Annotated in this window: 11 protein-coding genes and 4 pseudogenes; 5 read left to right on the top strand and 10 right to left on the bottom strand. The window is 67.2% G+C overall.

The genetic code is table 11. The features are described from left to right. Positions 1-59: 59 nt before the first annotated feature. Positions 60-1031 carry an aldo/keto reductase gene (locus N8I84_RS40995; RefSeq protein WP_263234586.1) on the top strand — a complete coding sequence of 324 codons (972 nt, stop codon included), beginning with the start codon at positions 60-62 and terminating at the stop codon, positions 1029-1031. A 138-nt stretch (positions 1032-1169) separates the two neighbouring features. Here N8I84_RS40995 and N8I84_RS40990 read toward each other — a convergent pair whose 3' ends face one another. Continuing rightward, complete coding sequence (locus N8I84_RS40990) at positions 1170-1457, bottom strand: hypothetical protein (RefSeq protein ID WP_263234585.1); 288 nt, start codon at positions 1455-1457, stop codon at positions 1170-1172. 546 nt (positions 1458-2003) lie between these two features. Here N8I84_RS40990 and N8I84_RS40985 point away from each other — a divergent pair. Beyond that, positions 2004-2168, top strand: a complete 165-nt coding sequence (locus tag N8I84_RS40985; protein WP_263234584.1) for a hypothetical protein — start codon at positions 2004-2006, stop codon at positions 2166-2168. Positions 2169-2247: 79 nt separating this feature from the next. Here the strand turns inward: N8I84_RS40985 and N8I84_RS40980 are convergent, their stop codons facing one another. Continuing rightward, positions 2248-2571, bottom strand: coding sequence for a hypothetical protein (locus N8I84_RS40980; protein WP_263234583.1), 324 nt, complete (start codon positions 2569-2571; stop codon positions 2248-2250). Between the two features lie 175 nt (positions 2572-2746). Here N8I84_RS40980 and N8I84_RS40975 point away from each other — a divergent pair, with 175 nt between their 5' ends. Continuing rightward, entirely contained in the window at positions 2747-3421 is a 675-nt protein-coding gene (locus tag N8I84_RS40975; RefSeq protein WP_263234582.1) for a hypothetical protein, read from the top strand. Between the two features lie 147 nt (positions 3422-3568). Here the strand turns inward: N8I84_RS40975 and N8I84_RS40970 are convergent, their stop codons facing one another. Together N8I84_RS40970 and N8I84_RS43455 are read right to left on the bottom strand one after the other, a co-directional pair. Then, a complete protein-coding gene (locus N8I84_RS40970; RefSeq protein ID WP_263234581.1) occupies positions 3569-4132 on the bottom strand; it encodes a dihydrofolate reductase family protein in 564 nt (187 codons plus the stop codon). Positions 4133-4295: 163 nt separating this feature from the next. Continuing rightward, positions 4296-4466 (bottom strand): annotated as a pseudogene (locus N8I84_RS43455) (transposase); the annotation flags it as partial. Positions 4467-4637: 171 nt separating this feature from the next. On the opposite strand from N8I84_RS43455, the pseudogene N8I84_RS43450 reads away from it, so the two are divergent. Continuing rightward, a pseudogene (locus N8I84_RS43450) lies at positions 4638-4942 on the top strand (IS701 family transposase); the annotation flags it as partial. A 146-nt stretch (positions 4943-5088) separates the two neighbouring features. Here the strand turns inward: N8I84_RS43450 and N8I84_RS40960 are convergent. The 4 genes and pseudogenes from N8I84_RS40960 to N8I84_RS43445 all read right to left on the bottom strand — a co-directional run. Then, positions 5089-7140, bottom strand: coding sequence for a family 43 glycosylhydrolase (locus N8I84_RS40960; protein WP_263234579.1), 2052 nt, complete (start codon positions 7138-7140; stop codon positions 5089-5091). A gap of 206 nt (positions 7141-7346) precedes the next feature. Further along, a complete protein-coding gene (locus tag N8I84_RS40955; RefSeq protein WP_263234578.1) occupies positions 7347-10448 on the bottom strand; it encodes an RICIN domain-containing protein in 3102 nt (1033 codons plus the stop codon). A gap of 356 nt (positions 10449-10804) precedes the next feature. Then, a pseudogene (locus tag N8I84_RS43330) lies at positions 10805-10945 on the bottom strand (amidohydrolase family protein); the annotation flags it as partial. A 1245-nt stretch (positions 10946-12190) separates the two neighbouring features. Beyond that, a pseudogene (locus tag N8I84_RS43445) lies at positions 12191-12418 on the bottom strand (ISAzo13-like element transposase-related protein); the annotation flags it as partial. On the opposite strand from N8I84_RS43445, the gene N8I84_RS40940 reads away from it, so the two are divergent. After that, the gene (locus N8I84_RS40940) at positions 12332-12571 is read left to right on the top strand and encodes a hypothetical protein (RefSeq protein ID WP_263234577.1); all 240 of its coding nucleotides are present in this window, start codon (positions 12332-12334) and stop codon (positions 12569-12571) included. The pseudogene N8I84_RS43445 and the gene N8I84_RS40940 overlap by 87 nt on opposite strands. A gap of 165 nt (positions 12572-12736) precedes the next feature. Here the strand turns inward: N8I84_RS40940 and N8I84_RS40935 are convergent, their stop codons facing one another. Beyond that, positions 12737-13498: an ATP-binding cassette domain-containing protein gene (locus tag N8I84_RS40935; protein WP_263234576.1), complete on the bottom strand. Its 762-nt coding sequence runs from the start codon at positions 13496-13498 to the stop codon at positions 12737-12739. Then, the gene (locus N8I84_RS40930) at positions 13495-13848 is read right to left on the bottom strand and encodes an oligopeptide/dipeptide ABC transporter ATP-binding protein (protein ID WP_263234575.1); all 354 of its coding nucleotides are present in this window, start codon (positions 13846-13848) and stop codon (positions 13495-13497) included. The genes N8I84_RS40935 and N8I84_RS40930 overlap by 4 nt, the downstream gene beginning before the upstream one ends. Positions 13849-13893: the final 45 nt, after the last annotated feature.

The raw sequence follows: 13893 nt of genomic DNA, 5'->3' as shown, positions 1-13893 counted from the left end.
CGATCTGGGCCCTGTGCCCGGTGCCACTGCCTGACAATGCGAAGGAGTCTGAACAGCACATGCGTTATCGCGAACTCGGCCGTACCGGACTGACCGTCTCCGAAATCGGCTTCGGGGCTTGGGGGTTGGGTCAGGGGGCGTGGGTCGGCGCCGACGACGACTCCGCCGTGCGCGCCCTGCACCGTGCCCTCGACCTGGGCGTCAACCTCATCGACACCGCCAGGGCCTACGACCGAAGCGAGCGTGTCGTGGGCCGTGCCCTCCGGGAACTCCCCGGCGGCGGTGACGGTGTGTACGTGGCGACGAAGGTCGGGCCCAAGATCCCGGTCTCCCTGGCGCCCAGCGGACTCGACGTCATGGAGGTGTTCCCCGGCGCGCATCTGCGCGAGGGCCTGGAGACCAGTCTGCGGGAACTGGGCCGCGACCACGTCGACCTGCTCCAGCTGCACACCTGGGAGGACGAGTGGACCGGCCGCGGCGACTGGCTGGAGACGGTGGGCGCCCTCAAAGAGGAAGGCAAGATCAGGTTCTTCGGGATCTCCGTCAAGGACCACCAGCCCGAGAACGTGCTCACGGTACTGCGCACCGGAGTGCTGGACGCCGTCCAGGTCATCTACAACATCTTCGAACAGGCCCCGTCCGAGGCCCTGTTGCCGGCCTGCGCGGAGTACGGCGTCGGTGTGATCGGCCGGGTCGCACTCGACGAAGGCGCCCTCACGGGCTCGATCCGTACGGGCGTCACCTTCCCCGAGGGCGACTGGCGCAACTGGTACTTCAGGGACGACCGGGCCGCCCTGGTCGAGAGGCGCGTGGACGCCCTTCTGGCCGACCTGGGGATCGGTGTCGACGAGCTGCCGTCCGTCGCCCTGCGGTTCGCGCTCGCCGGACAGGCGGTCTCCACGGTCATCGTCGGGATGCGGTCACTGGCGAACGTGGAACGCAACGCGGCGGTCGCCGAGACACCGCCACTGACCGACGGGCAACTCACGCTTCTGGCCAAGCACCGCTGGCCGAAGAACTTCTACAACTGATCCGTTACCGCGGCCCGCCCCCCGAGCCGGTCGCCCGGCTACTCACTGTGACGCGCCTGCCGCTGTATGCCTCCCCTCACGGCCGGGGCACGGAACGGCGCCCGAGAAGGCTGGTCAGAAAACTTCCTTCTCTCACGGCTAGAGGTCGGACGGGTATCCCTTGGCACGGAGCCAGGTACCGAGGGCGAGAGGGACGATGCCTCCATGCGGTAGACCAGTGTCGGCGCTGTAGCGGCGGATCCGGCGCTGAAGCTGGAGCACTTCGGGGACGGCGTGGTTGAGCTGTCCGCGTTTGGTGTGCCGGTTTCCGATGACGTCCAAAGTGTCCGGGTGCGGCGTAGGAGCGTCGTCGGTCGGGTGGGGCTCGGCGTCGAGCGCATCGGCGATTTCACGCAGTCGACGGGCGTAGGGGGAGTGATCAGGCACGCGAGCTGCTCCGGTCGGTGTGGCTAGGCGGATAGCTATCCGCTATAGGGCTATTGGAATAGTCGCGGGATGGGCGTCCGCGAGCGAGAGAAGCGTTCGCGGACACCCGGGGAGATGTACGCCGCGTCAGAAGCCGCGGGCGCTGAGCCACTCGTCCAGCGCGACCGAGAGGAGGCACTGACCGCCGGCAGCTCGCCTGACCGCCGCGGGGCCATCGGGAAGAGACGACAGGAGCACCCAACCCTGCCATTCCGCAGCCAGTTACTCCTCGGGGGCGGTCCCATGCAACGTGCGACCGGGCACGGGACCGCCAAGCCCTGCCGTCCTGTCCGAGCCGGGCACTGAAAACCGTACGAAGACACGCAGCCGAACGCACGCTCAGCAGCGCGCAGGAGTGGCCTTCGATACCGCGTGTGCAGGGCGAAGACCTCGACGGGCGGCTGATCGAGGGCAGCAGGGGCCCTCTTTCACTCCCAAGGGCGAAGAGATCGTCTGTCTCTCGCCGTCGCCTGGCTATGGGGGCAAACTGGCCGACCTCGGGCTGGAGTGGGCAGCACGGGTGCGTGCGGCATCCAGGTCGGCCACCTCGCCCGCGGGCTCGGCTCGGTCGGCAGCCGGGGCTGGCGCGGCTGCCGGGAGGGGGTGGGGAAGCCGACCGGGGCGCTCAGCGGCTTCGTCAGACGCCCCTTCGCCCACTGCTCGGCCGCCTGAGGGTCGGCGAGCACGGAGTGCAGGGTGCCCTGGACCTCGTGCCGCGTGTTATCGCTGATGGGCTGCCCGGCCTGGGCCGTCAGCTCGCCGGCCTGCCGGGCAGAGCGGAGGTGAGCTGGTGCTGCTGTGCCGACAGCTCCCTCAGTTGCTCACCGTCCAGATCCTTGTGAGCCTGCCGCAGCGCCTCGCCCAGCTGCAGCAGCCGCTGCACCTCCTCGGGCTGCTCGCGCATCAGCAGATTGCTCGCCCACGCGGCCTGGGTCGGGCGGCGCAGCCGACGGATCTGGTCGGCCAGATCGCGGTCCCCCGCGGCGCGGGCGGCCTTGACCCGGGCGTCCCGTGCCGGGGTGAAGTCACCCGGCGGCAGGCCGTACAACTCATCGGCGACAACATCCAGATCCACCCTTCCCTCCCACCCGCCAGAACCGATATGCAGATTTTGTCACTGTTAGATCTGGTAAGGGTTGAATTTCGGGGGTGGTCACGGGGTCGAAGCCCGTGTGGTCATCAGCTGTCATGCCGCCTCCTGGACTATGGCCAGCGCGGCAGGTGTCAGTGGGCTCCGCTTGGATGGCTCCGTGTCAGTCTATGAAGTGATCAAGCAGCTGCCTGCCATCGCGACGGTCCGCGATCGGGCCAGGGCCCTGGCGGTGCTGGACGCCGTTCTGAGCCCTGAGTGTGAGTGGAGGTATTACTCCTTCGATTCCGGCTGGTCGCCGGGCGAGGAGATGGCCTCGATGAGGGACGGCGCTGGCAACGACTACGCCATCGTGTTCTCCGCCGCCGGGGTCTATGCCCAGGCGTGCGACCACGAGTCGCCGATGTTTCTCTATCACGTCGCGCCTCCGGCGCTCTGGCCTGGGCTCTTCGACTCGGTACCGGACGTCTTCCGTCCCTATCTGGACGAGCCCGCCTTCGCCGACCACAACGGACTGCCCCGAGCGACCGTCTGCTTCTGGCGCGAGAGTGCGGACAGCCAGTGGAGGTGCGGCGAAGTACACGTGCCGGACGAGGACATGGACGACGCCGACGGTGCTGAGTGGCTGTTCGATGTGCTCATCGCGGGCAGTGCCGAGGCCTACCGGGAGTTCGCCGAGGAGGTCTACGAAGTGACGCTTGACCTGGCCGCGGTGCAAGCGGTTTTTGATCTCACGCCGCTGACTCAGGAGATCGTCTCGGCGTTGAACCCGGAAGTGACACTCGGTGATCTGGCCAAGGACATAGCCCAGATCGGCTACCCGACGACCAAATGAGCGCCGCTGCTGTCTGGCGGCCTCCCGGACTCGGCAAGGGGCGAGACAGACCGGGAAGCGGCGCTGTGCGCACTGCTGTCTGTCCACCCAGTGGTGGCGTTCACGTTCGCGTGGACCCGGCGGGCGGTCGAGTCGCGGGACGGGCGCTCAGCGCCTCGTCTCGTACCTGGTCAGGATCACGCCGCAGGGAAGCGTCCGCGTCTCTACCACGTTCAGGTTCACCCAGCTGTCCAGCGCGGTGAAGAACGGCGTGCCGCCGCCCACCAGGACCGGCGCGGTGGCCAGCACGTACTCGTCGATCAGCCCAGCCCGCATGGCCACCCCGGCGAGCGTCGCGCCGCCGATGTCCATCGGGCCGCCGTCCTCGGCCTTGAGCCGGGTGATCTCGGCGACCGCGTCGCCGGTGACCAGGCGGGTGTTCCAGTCGACCTTGTCGATCGTCGAAGAGAACACCACCTTCGACATGTCCCGCCAGCGACGCGCGAACTCAACCTGCGCCGGGGTGGCGTTGGGCTGCTGGTCGCCGGTCGGCCAGTAGGAACTCATCGTCTGCCACAGCTTGCGCCCGTACAGCGTCAAGTCGGTCGCCTGCAACTGGTCGGACCAAAACTGGAACAGCTCGTCGCTCGGCACGCTCCAGCCGATGTCGTCGCCGGGCGCGGCGATGTAGCCGTCCAGGGTCAGGTTCATGCCGTAGATCAGTTTCCGCACGGCTCCAGCCCTCCGTGAGTCGGTCTCACGCGTACAGACCGGCGCAGCGCGGGAAACTCATCGGTGCGCGATATGAGCTCGCCTGTAGTCCTCGTGCTCGGTGGCTCAGCCTGGAGACGGCCCCGAACGTGGCGACGATCGCGTGATCGCTGCCGTTGGTCAGTCGGTGGCCGTTGCGAAGCGCGGTGCGCGTGTCGGTGTGCTCATTCCACTCCGCGCCGATCCGGGCCGTCGCCTCGGCCTCGATCAACTCCTGGAGCATCCGCTCGGCCACACCACGGACGAGTTCGAGCCCGTCCGCCGAACGTAGTGACTCAAGCAGGCGGAGTTGCACGGTGGCCCACCCTGCGGGCGGGGAGCGGAAACCACGTCGGCCTTCGTCTTGGTCAAGTGCACCTTGGTCGGAGCACAGGATCAGGCGAAGGCCGCCCCCACGTCCGCGAATCCCCAGGTGAGCGACTCAGTTCGAGACGCCGTTCGAAGCAGGTAGATAAAGAACAAGTGAAAGCGGATGTACTCGCGGTTCGTGGCCCTGCGGATCTTGCCGGCCGGACGCGCGAGATCCGCAAGACACCGACGGACCCGAACTGCCCGTGCGCTGGCTGCTGGCCGAACGGCCTGCCACCGAGCCCGAACCGGTACAGTTCCGGCTGTCCAACCTACCCGCCGACACCCCGCTGGCCACCCTCGTGCGCACCGCGAAACTGCGAGCACGACTACCACGAGATGAAGCAGGTCCTGGGCCTGGCCCACTTCGAGGGCCGCACCTTCAGAGGCTGGCACCACCACGTCACCCTCCCCTCCAGCGCATCGCCCGGCCCCCAAAAGGGACGGCGTCGGCCTGAGCCTCTACAAGGCCGCCCGCGAACTGCAGCTACTCCTCGCAGTCCGGGCCGGCGCCTGCCCCACCTATCACCGCGAAACGCCACAACCCATCCCGACCTGACCAAGCACTACTAGCCGGTGACGCGGTGGAAGGTCCACCGCTGGTTGGAGCCGCCGGTGTCGCGGTACTGGATCAGTGCGGCGCCGTCGGCCGTGCTGCCCCCGCTGACGTCGAGCACCTTGCCGCTGTTGCGGTTGACCAGAATGAACTGGCCACCGGCCTGGGGGCGCAGCTGCCACTGCTGGCTCGTGCGGCCGTCGGCGGTCATCTGCACGACCCGTGCGCCGTCCGCCAGTGAGGACCCTGCCACGTCGAGGACCTTGCCGCTGTTGACGCAGGTGATGGTGTGGTAGCCGTCCGCGGTGGACTGGAAGGTCCACTGCTGGTTCGGTTTGCCGTTGTCGGGCCACTGGATCACGGCGGCGCCGTCCGCCTTGGAGGCACTGGCGACGTCGGCGACCTTGCCGCTGCGCACGCTGACGCACGTGTAGGTACGGGTGGGCGCGATGGTGTACTGCACCGAGTCCACGTCGACGTAGCCGGTGTTGTTCGGGTTGTAGGTGTAGAGACCGATCCGGTCGCCGCGGTAGCCGCCCCAGGTGAGCTGGTAGGTGCCGCCGAAAGCGGTGAAGGTGTTTCCGTCGAGGCTGTAGGAGAACTGGCTGACGCCGCTCACGTTCCAGGTGGTGCGCAGCCACACGGCGTCCTGCGTGACGGCCGGGCCGTAGGTCAGGGTGCCGCCGGCGTTGTGAGCGATCGTGGTGGTGGTGCCGGAGCGCCGCACGCCCAGTCCGGCGTAGGTGGCCGCGTAGTGGCACAGTCCGGCGTGCTGGCCGTCGGCGAGGCCGGCCAGTTCGAGGCGGACGGTCACCATCGCGTCGCCCGCGGTGCGCAGCACCCGTTGGGTGAGGGTGTTGCCGACCTTGGTCAGGTTGTCGGCCGCCAGCGGTGCGAACGCCTTCAGCCTCAGGTAGCCGGGGCGTTCGGTCAACGACCAGTGGTCCACGCGCGGCTGGTAGTACCACTCCCACTGCGGCTTGAGGCGGGTGTCGGTGAACAGGTCGCTGGTCACCACGGGGGGCAGTGCGTCGAGGGGCAGGCCGGGTGTGCCGCCGCCGGGTACCTGGCCGGTCCACACCATGTTGCCGATGCCGTCCGCGCCCACCTGGCCCAGGATCGGCCAGCCGTCCACCCAGGTCACCGGTAGCAGGGACAGCGGCCTTCCCTCCCAGTCGCCGTGGCCGTGGTGGGTCACGAAATACCAGGTGCCGTCCGGCGCCTGCACCAGCCCGCCCTGGTTGGGCTCGCGGTCCACCGAGGCGTTGACGTGCTCCAGTTGCCGGGTCTCGTAGGGGCCGTAGAGGCTGGAGCCGCGGTTCATCATCAGCACTCGGCCCTCGGACTTCACCTCGCTGTACAGGTGGTAGTACAGGCCGTTGATCTTGTACAGCTTGTTGGCCTCGCTGCCCGGCGACTGGTGGATGACCGTGGGCGAGCCGACCAGCGACTTGCCGTCCTCGGACATCTTGAACAGGTTGATCTTGTAGCCGTCCGAGTAGTGCGTGGCGACCAGGTAGCCCTGGCCGTCGTCGTCCCAGAACGGGCACGGGTCGTCCCAGCCGGAGGTCCGCCACACCGCCGTCAGCGGATCCCACGGCCCGCTCGGCGATGGGGCCGACGTCATGAAGAAGCCCTCGTCGGGGGTGTTGAAGTACACCCAGTACCGGCCCGCGTGGTAGCGGATGGCCCCGGCCCACACGCCGCGGCCGAAGCGGTTCATCCGGTCCCAGTTCAACAGGGGGCCGATGCTGGTGAGATCGTCGACCGCGCCGCCGAGCGTCCGCCAGTTCACCAGGTCCGTCGAGTGCAGGACGGCCACGCCGGGCGAGTACCCGAACGTGCTGGTGATGCCGTAGTAGTCGGCGCCGACCCGGATGCAGTCCCAGTCGCTGAAGTCACCGGGGAGGATGGGGTTGACGTAGGTGCCGTCGCCCTGGTCCCCCCACGTACCGGCGGGAGGTGTGGCTGCCGCCGCCGTGCTGGGGGGCAGCAGGCTCGGCAGCAGAAGCGCCCCGCAGCCGACCGCGGCGAGCCGGCCGAGTTGTCGTCTGGTGATGTCCACGATTTCCGTCCTTGTTCAGGAGTCATCACGTGTATGGGAGGGGTTCGTACACAAGTACGCGGTGGTGGAGGTCAAAAGGGGGCGGTGCCGGTCCGCGTTTCACCGGCACCGCCCCTCATGCCCTTCGACTCTTTCGGTCCGTCCCCGCAGCAGGCCGAGGGGCTGAGCAGGGGCCTGCGGCCCCCGGCGGCCGGCAGCCACCGGAGTCAGTCCACGTTCACCGCCTGCCACAGCTGGCTGTCGGCGTTCGTATCCTTCGTCTGCACGAGCTGAGTCGACGAGCCGGACACCGCGAGCAGCATGCCGCTGTTCACGTTCTTGATCTTGTAGTAGCCGTTCCCGCTGGCGGTCAGCGTCCAGTGCTGGCTCGCACCGTTGTTGTCCGGCTGCTGGATGATGGTCGCGCCGTCCTCGGTGGATGCGCTGGTGACGTCCAGCAGCTGGCCGCTGTTCTGGTTGACGATCTCGTAGCTGTCGTCACCCACTGCGACGAACCGCCAGTGCTGGTTCTGCGCTCCAGTGTCGTTCCACTGGATGACGTTCGCCCCGGCGGTCGACGATGCGCCCGAGACGTCGGCCGCCTTGCCGTTGCTCTTGTTGAGGACCTTGTAGAACGCGTTCTTGGCGGGGAAGGGAATGGAGGCGAACGCGTCCAGCGCGCAGACGGTGTTGGACGAAGCCGCGTTCTTCGTTCCGGAGCACACGACCTTGATGGTGTGCGGACCTGCGGGAAGATCCGTCTTCTCGAACAGCGGCACCTGCTTCGTCACCGTCGAGGCGTACGCGTCGATGCCCGACTGCGCCAGGGTGCCGTCGATGTAGACGTCGACCTTCCCCATGTTTGGCTGCTTCATGCTGAGATACCGAACGCCCGAGCCGGTGAACGAGTACTGGACGTAGTCGCCGGTCTTGTTGGTGTATCTCTCGGATCCGTCGAAGTCCTTGGAGTCGTTCCAGTTCGACCAGGCAGAGGAGTAGGTGAGACCCGAGTCCTTGTCGTCGACGTAGGCCCATCGCTGCCGTACGAGGGACTTCGACGCGGCGGACGCGTTCCCCTGGGTGTCCAGGACGTAGAGGCGGTAGTCGCCGACCGTCGGCGGGACACTGATGGTCGTCGCCGTTCCGGACGCCTTGGTCATGGTGGGGCCGACGGCGAACGTCGTCGTACCCGAAGGAGCCAGCCAGAGCGTCTTCGTCGCGTCGCCGAGGCTGCGGACGGGGATTGACGACACGCCCTTGCCGGTGAACGTGCTCGCGGGCAGGGCGTAGTCCTGCGGACCCAGGTCGCTCTGCGGGACGAGGTCCTTGTAGGCGTCCTCCAGACCGGAGTTCACGGCGATGCTGTACGCCTGCGACGGCCACACGTCGTCCGAGTACGCGTGCACGTCCTGGATGGTGCTGTTCGGGACGCTCTTGCTGAAGATCTTGTTGACGGTGCCGTAGGTGTTCGTAATGGTCAAGTCGTGCTGCCTGCCCCATGTACCGGAGTTGATGGTGTAGGCCACGTTCGGGTCGACGTCGAGCACGTTGTCGTGGAAGTTGAGGTAGGCGGACCCCTCATCGGGGTGCAGTCCGTACTTGTGGCCGGCCGGCACGCCCTGGATGTAGTTGTTGCTGATCACGGTGCCCGGCTGGCTGCCCAGGTCGTAGATGGGAGCGGAGTCGCCCAGCACCTGCATCGTGTCGACGATCTGGTTGTAGCCGATGGTGTTGTTCTTCGCCGTGGTGGTCGGTGCCCCGGGATTGATGGACTTCGCCGAACCGTCGAAGTTCCACCATCCCCAGCCGAGGGTGATGCCCGCCCACGGGGACTTCTCGATCCGGTTGTGCTGCACGGACAGCCTGTCGGTGAAGTACGCCGACACGGGGCTGGACCCCTGGAACAACACCGCACTGTCGTAGAGGTAGTTGTCCGTGATCGAGATGTTCTTGCAGAGACCCTCGACGTCCACCGGATACTTCTCGTGGTTGGTCGATGTGTAGTCCCCGATGTACACGTGTTGGGGGTGCCCCACGGTGATGGCGGATCCGGCTATGTCGTTCGTGACGTTGCCGATCAACTGCGAGTCGGTCACGTCGTTGACCATGTTGATCCCGTCGGCGCCAGTGTGCTGCACCGTGTTGCGTTGCAGGACGATCCCGTCGGCGTTCTCGACCTGGATGGCACCCGGCGGCAGGTCGACGTTGCGGTAGGTGTACGCGTGGAAGTTCTGCTTCGCGTACACGGTCGAGCTGGCGTTGCCCTGCTGTCCCTGCCGGAAGACGGAGCCCGCGACATTGACCAGGTTCCAGTCGGAGTGCTCGACCGTGAGACCGGAGAACGTGATGTTCCGCGCGTGGTCGGTTGCGGACGTTCCGGCGATCTTGATGATCGTGGACACGTTGTTCGGCGCGAAGACCTGCGCCGACGTCATGTCCTCGGAGCCGGACTTGTAGTAGTACAACGTGTGCTTCGTCTTGTCGAAGTAGAACTCGCCGGGCTGATCCAGGAATTCGTACGCGTTCATGAAAGTGTGGCTGCCGCTGCCGGCCTTGAAGTTGCCGTTCGGCGTTCCCTGGGCGATGGCCGCGCCCGGCTCCTGGAACAGGGCCACCCGGTTGGCGCCGTCCGAGCTCGTGGTGATCTGGCGGACGCCCACGATGGCCGTGGTCCAGGTCGTCGCCGACTGGATCTCCACGTCGTCCTGGTTGGAGGCGATGGCGGGCAGATCGGAGAGGCTGTACTTGGCCCCGTCGCACTGCGAACCCGACTCCCACGCCCAGGAAGCCTGGCCGACTGTGACGGCGTAGGACCCGTAGCACCCGGCCGAGTTGATCGTCTTGGAGGCCATCTTGGCGCGCTTGCCGTTGACATAGAGCGAGCGGAGCTTGATGTTGCGGTTCAGCGTGGCCTTCCAGATGTTCTCGCTGTGCTGAGTCCAGCCGGTCACCTGAACGCCTCCGTCCAGCACCGGCTTCTCGTTCTGGTAGGCGGCGTACACGACATGGTGGCCGTTGGTTCCGGAGTCGGCCGACGTGAAGTTGATGGTGCTGCTCACCGGGTAGTCACCGCCGCGGAGATAGACGGTGATGTCTCCGGTCATGTCGCTGTTGACCGTGCGCACCATGTCCCGTGCGTGCTGCAGGGTCTTGAACGGTGCGGTGATCGTCCCGGCGTTGGCGTCGTCACCGTTGGGGGCGACGTAGTAGGTCGCTTGGGTAGCGGCCGAGGCCGGGGTCGGTGTCGTGAGGGAAGTCAGCAGCGCAGCCGAGCAGGCCATGGCGACCACTGCTGACAGCTTGCGGATGGTGGAGGTGAGGGGCCTCATCGTCTGCCCCTCCTTCTGCTGCCGATGGTCGGCAAAGCGTTCATGTGGCGGCTCCGGGGTGTTGTCAGTGTGATTGACGCGGATCTTCATCGCCCGGGCCGTCGAGCGCCCCGAGGGCTCAGGAGCGTCGGTGAGCGGCACGATCTCGCGTATGGGGGGCGACTTCAGCAGGCGGACATCGACGGTGCTTGGGGTGGGTGGTCGGGAAGGCGATGGCGGCGGCCGGAAGGCCGGTGTCGCGCCCCGTACAGACCTCTGCGATCACCCGTGCACGGGCGACCAGGGTGGACGGCCGTGTAACGGACGGCGAGTGTCATCGTGTTCTCCGGAGTTCCCTTCAGCACGAGAGCCGGCGGTCACCTACAAACGGGAAGGCGGTACACGGCGGTCGCGGTACCGGCGAGGAGCGCGCAGATCTCGTTCCCGGCACAGTCGGTGAGCAGTTCGTCCGCGGTGGCGGCCCAGCGGTTCCAGCCGCCCGCAAAGTTGGCGACCGGACCAGCCCGCGTTCGGCATAGGGGCGTTGCAGCTCCTCCGGGCCCGTCTCGCCCTGGACGAGACGGCGCTCTCACGTACGGTACGGACCGTGCGGCCACCGTGCTGTGCGGACGGCGGCCGGCGATGGGCTGGTTGGCGATGGTATGCAGATCGTCGGGGGCAGGTCGATGCCAGGGCGGGGTCGTCGAGCCGGGGTAGCGGACGCTGGTCGAGCTCCCACAGGTGGTGGATGAGTGGGGCGGTGGTGGGGGGCCACTGCTGGTCCGCAGGCTTGTTGACGGTCATGAGTGATTCCCTTGGTTTGCAGGGGCCCGAGCAGGTCGGGGGAGCTTGGATGAACCGACGCCGGGCCGTCCCGGTCGGCGTCGCTTAGATGAGACGGCTGTACCGAACCAACGCGGGAAGAAATTAGCCGCCTCATCAAGGGGTCCGTCAAGAGCGTGTACGACACTTCTTCGATGGACTTGAGGCGACGGGCATTACTTATGCACTGTTATAACCAGCAAGGTTGGTGTATACGCTTGAAAGCCAGGGCTTGTATTTGTGATCCTGGTCAAAATGAGTACGACTTATCAATCTGCGATTCTGTCGACTCACAGCGATCGGCAGCGTTTGGGCTGTAGCCACCCGGGGAAGTAGCGGATGGGCGACACGCCAGCGATCGAAGCGGCCAGATTGCACATCGTCAGCCCCCAAGGACATCACGCCGCAACGGTCAAGCAACCTGCTCCAGGACGTCTTGGCACACGAAGCCACGACGGACCTGCGGGGAGCCCTCAGCCATGCCGTGGCCTGGTTCGCCGAAGAGGACCGGCTCGACGACGCGGTGCACACGGCGACCTACCCGCAGTTCAGCGAGCAACTGCCCAGCCGGGCGGTCGGCCCGATGGCGGTGGTGTTGAAAAGCTGGCCCAGGAAGTCCAAGGTACCGAGTTTTCGCAGGTGGGGCACAGTGACCAGGACCCGGTCGGCTGAGGCGAGCTTGGCTTTGGCACCTGCGCCAGGGGCCACCAGGCGCTCGTGCCCTCGACGTGTGCGGAGCACTTGCTCGCGTGAACCTCGGGTCCTGGAGCGAACGACGCGTGAGGCGAGTCGGTCTGGCCGCCAGGGCCTCGTCCGGTGTGCTGCCCGTGGTCGCCGCGTGCATCGGAAGCTCGGGGTGGAGGGTGTAGTTCCTGTCGCCGTGGGAGCGATGGCGAGTGATGGGCAGACAGAGCGGCGATCTCGTCGTCGCTGACGCGGATGCCGGTGGGGTATTCACCGCTGTCGAGTTCGGCATGGACGGTGAGATCGGTGCGGCTGGTGGTCGCAGCGATGGTTTGGAGCATGACTTCATCGCTGGTCAGGGTCTGCCGCGCCAGTCATGGTGATGTGGGAGAACAGCCGTGCTCGATGTTGTTCCACTTCGATGTGCCGGGCGGCAGGTGACACACGGTGATCTCGAGGCCGGCCTCGCTGGCGAGGTCGGCCACGTGGATCTTCCAGCCGCGAGTGCGATAACCGTTGGACCGCCGTGGGACGAACTCGGTGCCGACGACTACCTCCCGGCCGTCTCCTCCGCCGGCAGTGGGGAGAACGCCAGCGAGCCACTGGCCGAAGAGACTATGGGTGGTCTTGAAAGTTGAGCGGCGCGGAGGTGTCCGCGGGCCCGGCGTGTGGTGACGCTGTGTCCGTAGTCGTTGGTCGTCGGCGTTGCGAAAACCGAAGGCGTTGCGAGCGACGAGCTTGACAGACCCTGCTGGACAGCATCGACCACATCACCGCACAGATCGACCGGCTCACGCAGCGGATCACCGCCGCGATCGACGACCTGCCCGGCCCCGCCGACAGCGCCTCCCGGCCGGGTCCGTCGCTGGTGGCCCGGCTCGATGCGATACCCGGTGTCGGCGCCGGCACCGCACCGGTCCCGCTCGCCGAACTGGACCCGGACATGAGCCTGTTTCCCACCGCCGCAGGTCGGCGAGCAGGTTGATGATCTGGGCCTGGACGCTGACGTCGAGCGCGGCCACCGCCTCGTCGAGGATCAGCAGCCGGGGCCGCCGCAGCGCCAGCGCCCGGGCGATGGCGGCACGCTGCCGCTGGCCGCCCGAGAGCGCTCGGGGCCGGGCCGCTCCCTGGCGCTCGTCGAGGCCCACCTGCTGCAGGAGCTGCTGGACGCGTTCGCCGTGGTGGGCGCTCTCCTCGGGGAAGTGGACGCGCAGGATCTCCCCGATGGCCGCGGCCACGCTCTGGTGCGGGTCGAGCGAGGTGTAGGGGTCCTGGAAGACCATCTGCACCTCGCGGGCCCGCGTCCTGCGCTCCCGATGATGGGCACGGCCGGTGGCCCGGGCCGTGCCGTCGTATCCGATGAGACCGAAGGTGGGCGTCTCCAGGCCGGCGATCATCCTGGCGACGGTGGTCTTGCCGGATCCGGACTCCCCTACCACGGCCAGGGAGCCGCCGGGAGGCAGCGCGAACGACACGTCGTCCACGGCGATGAAGCCTTCTGCGTCCGTGGCTCGGGGCGAGGGGAAGACCTTGCGCAGGTGCTCCACGCGCAGCAGCGGGGTCATGTCGTCTCCGATCGTTGCGGGGCGTCCAACGGGAGGCGCCCGTGCAGTTCCTCGGCCCGGTGGCACGCCACTTCGTGCTGGTCCACGACGCGGAGTTGCGGGCGTTCGGTGCGGCAGCGGTCCTGGGCGAAGGTGCAGCGGTTGGCGAAGACGCAACCGGGGCCTACTTCGAAGGCCGAGACCGGTCGTCCTGGGATGGCCCGCAGCCGCTGGACGTCCACCGTGCTCGGGCGGGAGGCGAGCAGGCCCGCGGTGCAGGGGGCGCAGGCTGGGGCAGCCGGGAAACGCTGGACGTCACGCTGGTGGGAATCTTTCCGGATCCGGGCGTAGCGTGAAATGAGAGGACTCATATCTGCGCTTAGAGGGGGCTGCGGCGAGTGGCCCTGATCACGGGG

It is taken from the genome of Streptomyces cynarae, from assembly GCF_025642135.1.
Lineage (GTDB): Bacteria > Actinomycetota > Actinomycetes > Streptomycetales > Streptomycetaceae > Streptomyces > Streptomyces cynarae.
This window is presented reverse-complemented; position numbering and strand designations above follow the sequence as displayed.

What these genes read in the sequence shown, in the direction of transcription:
- N8I84_RS40995 (WP_263234586.1), top strand. Translation starts at nt 60, where the DNA reads ATGCGTTATCGCGAACTCGGCCGTACCGGACTGACCGTCTCCGAAATC.
- N8I84_RS40955 (WP_263234578.1), bottom strand. Translation starts at nt 10,448, where the DNA reads ATGAGGCCCCTCACCTCCACCATCCGCAAGCTGTCAGCAGTGGTCGCC.
- N8I84_RS40935 (WP_263234576.1), bottom strand. Translation starts at nt 13,498, where the DNA reads ATGACCCCGCTGCTGCGCGTGGAGCACCTGCGCAAGGTCTTCCCCTCG.
- N8I84_RS40930 (WP_263234575.1), bottom strand. Translation starts at nt 13,848, where the DNA reads ATGAGTCCTCTCATTTCACGCTACGCCCGGATCCGGAAAGATTCCCAC.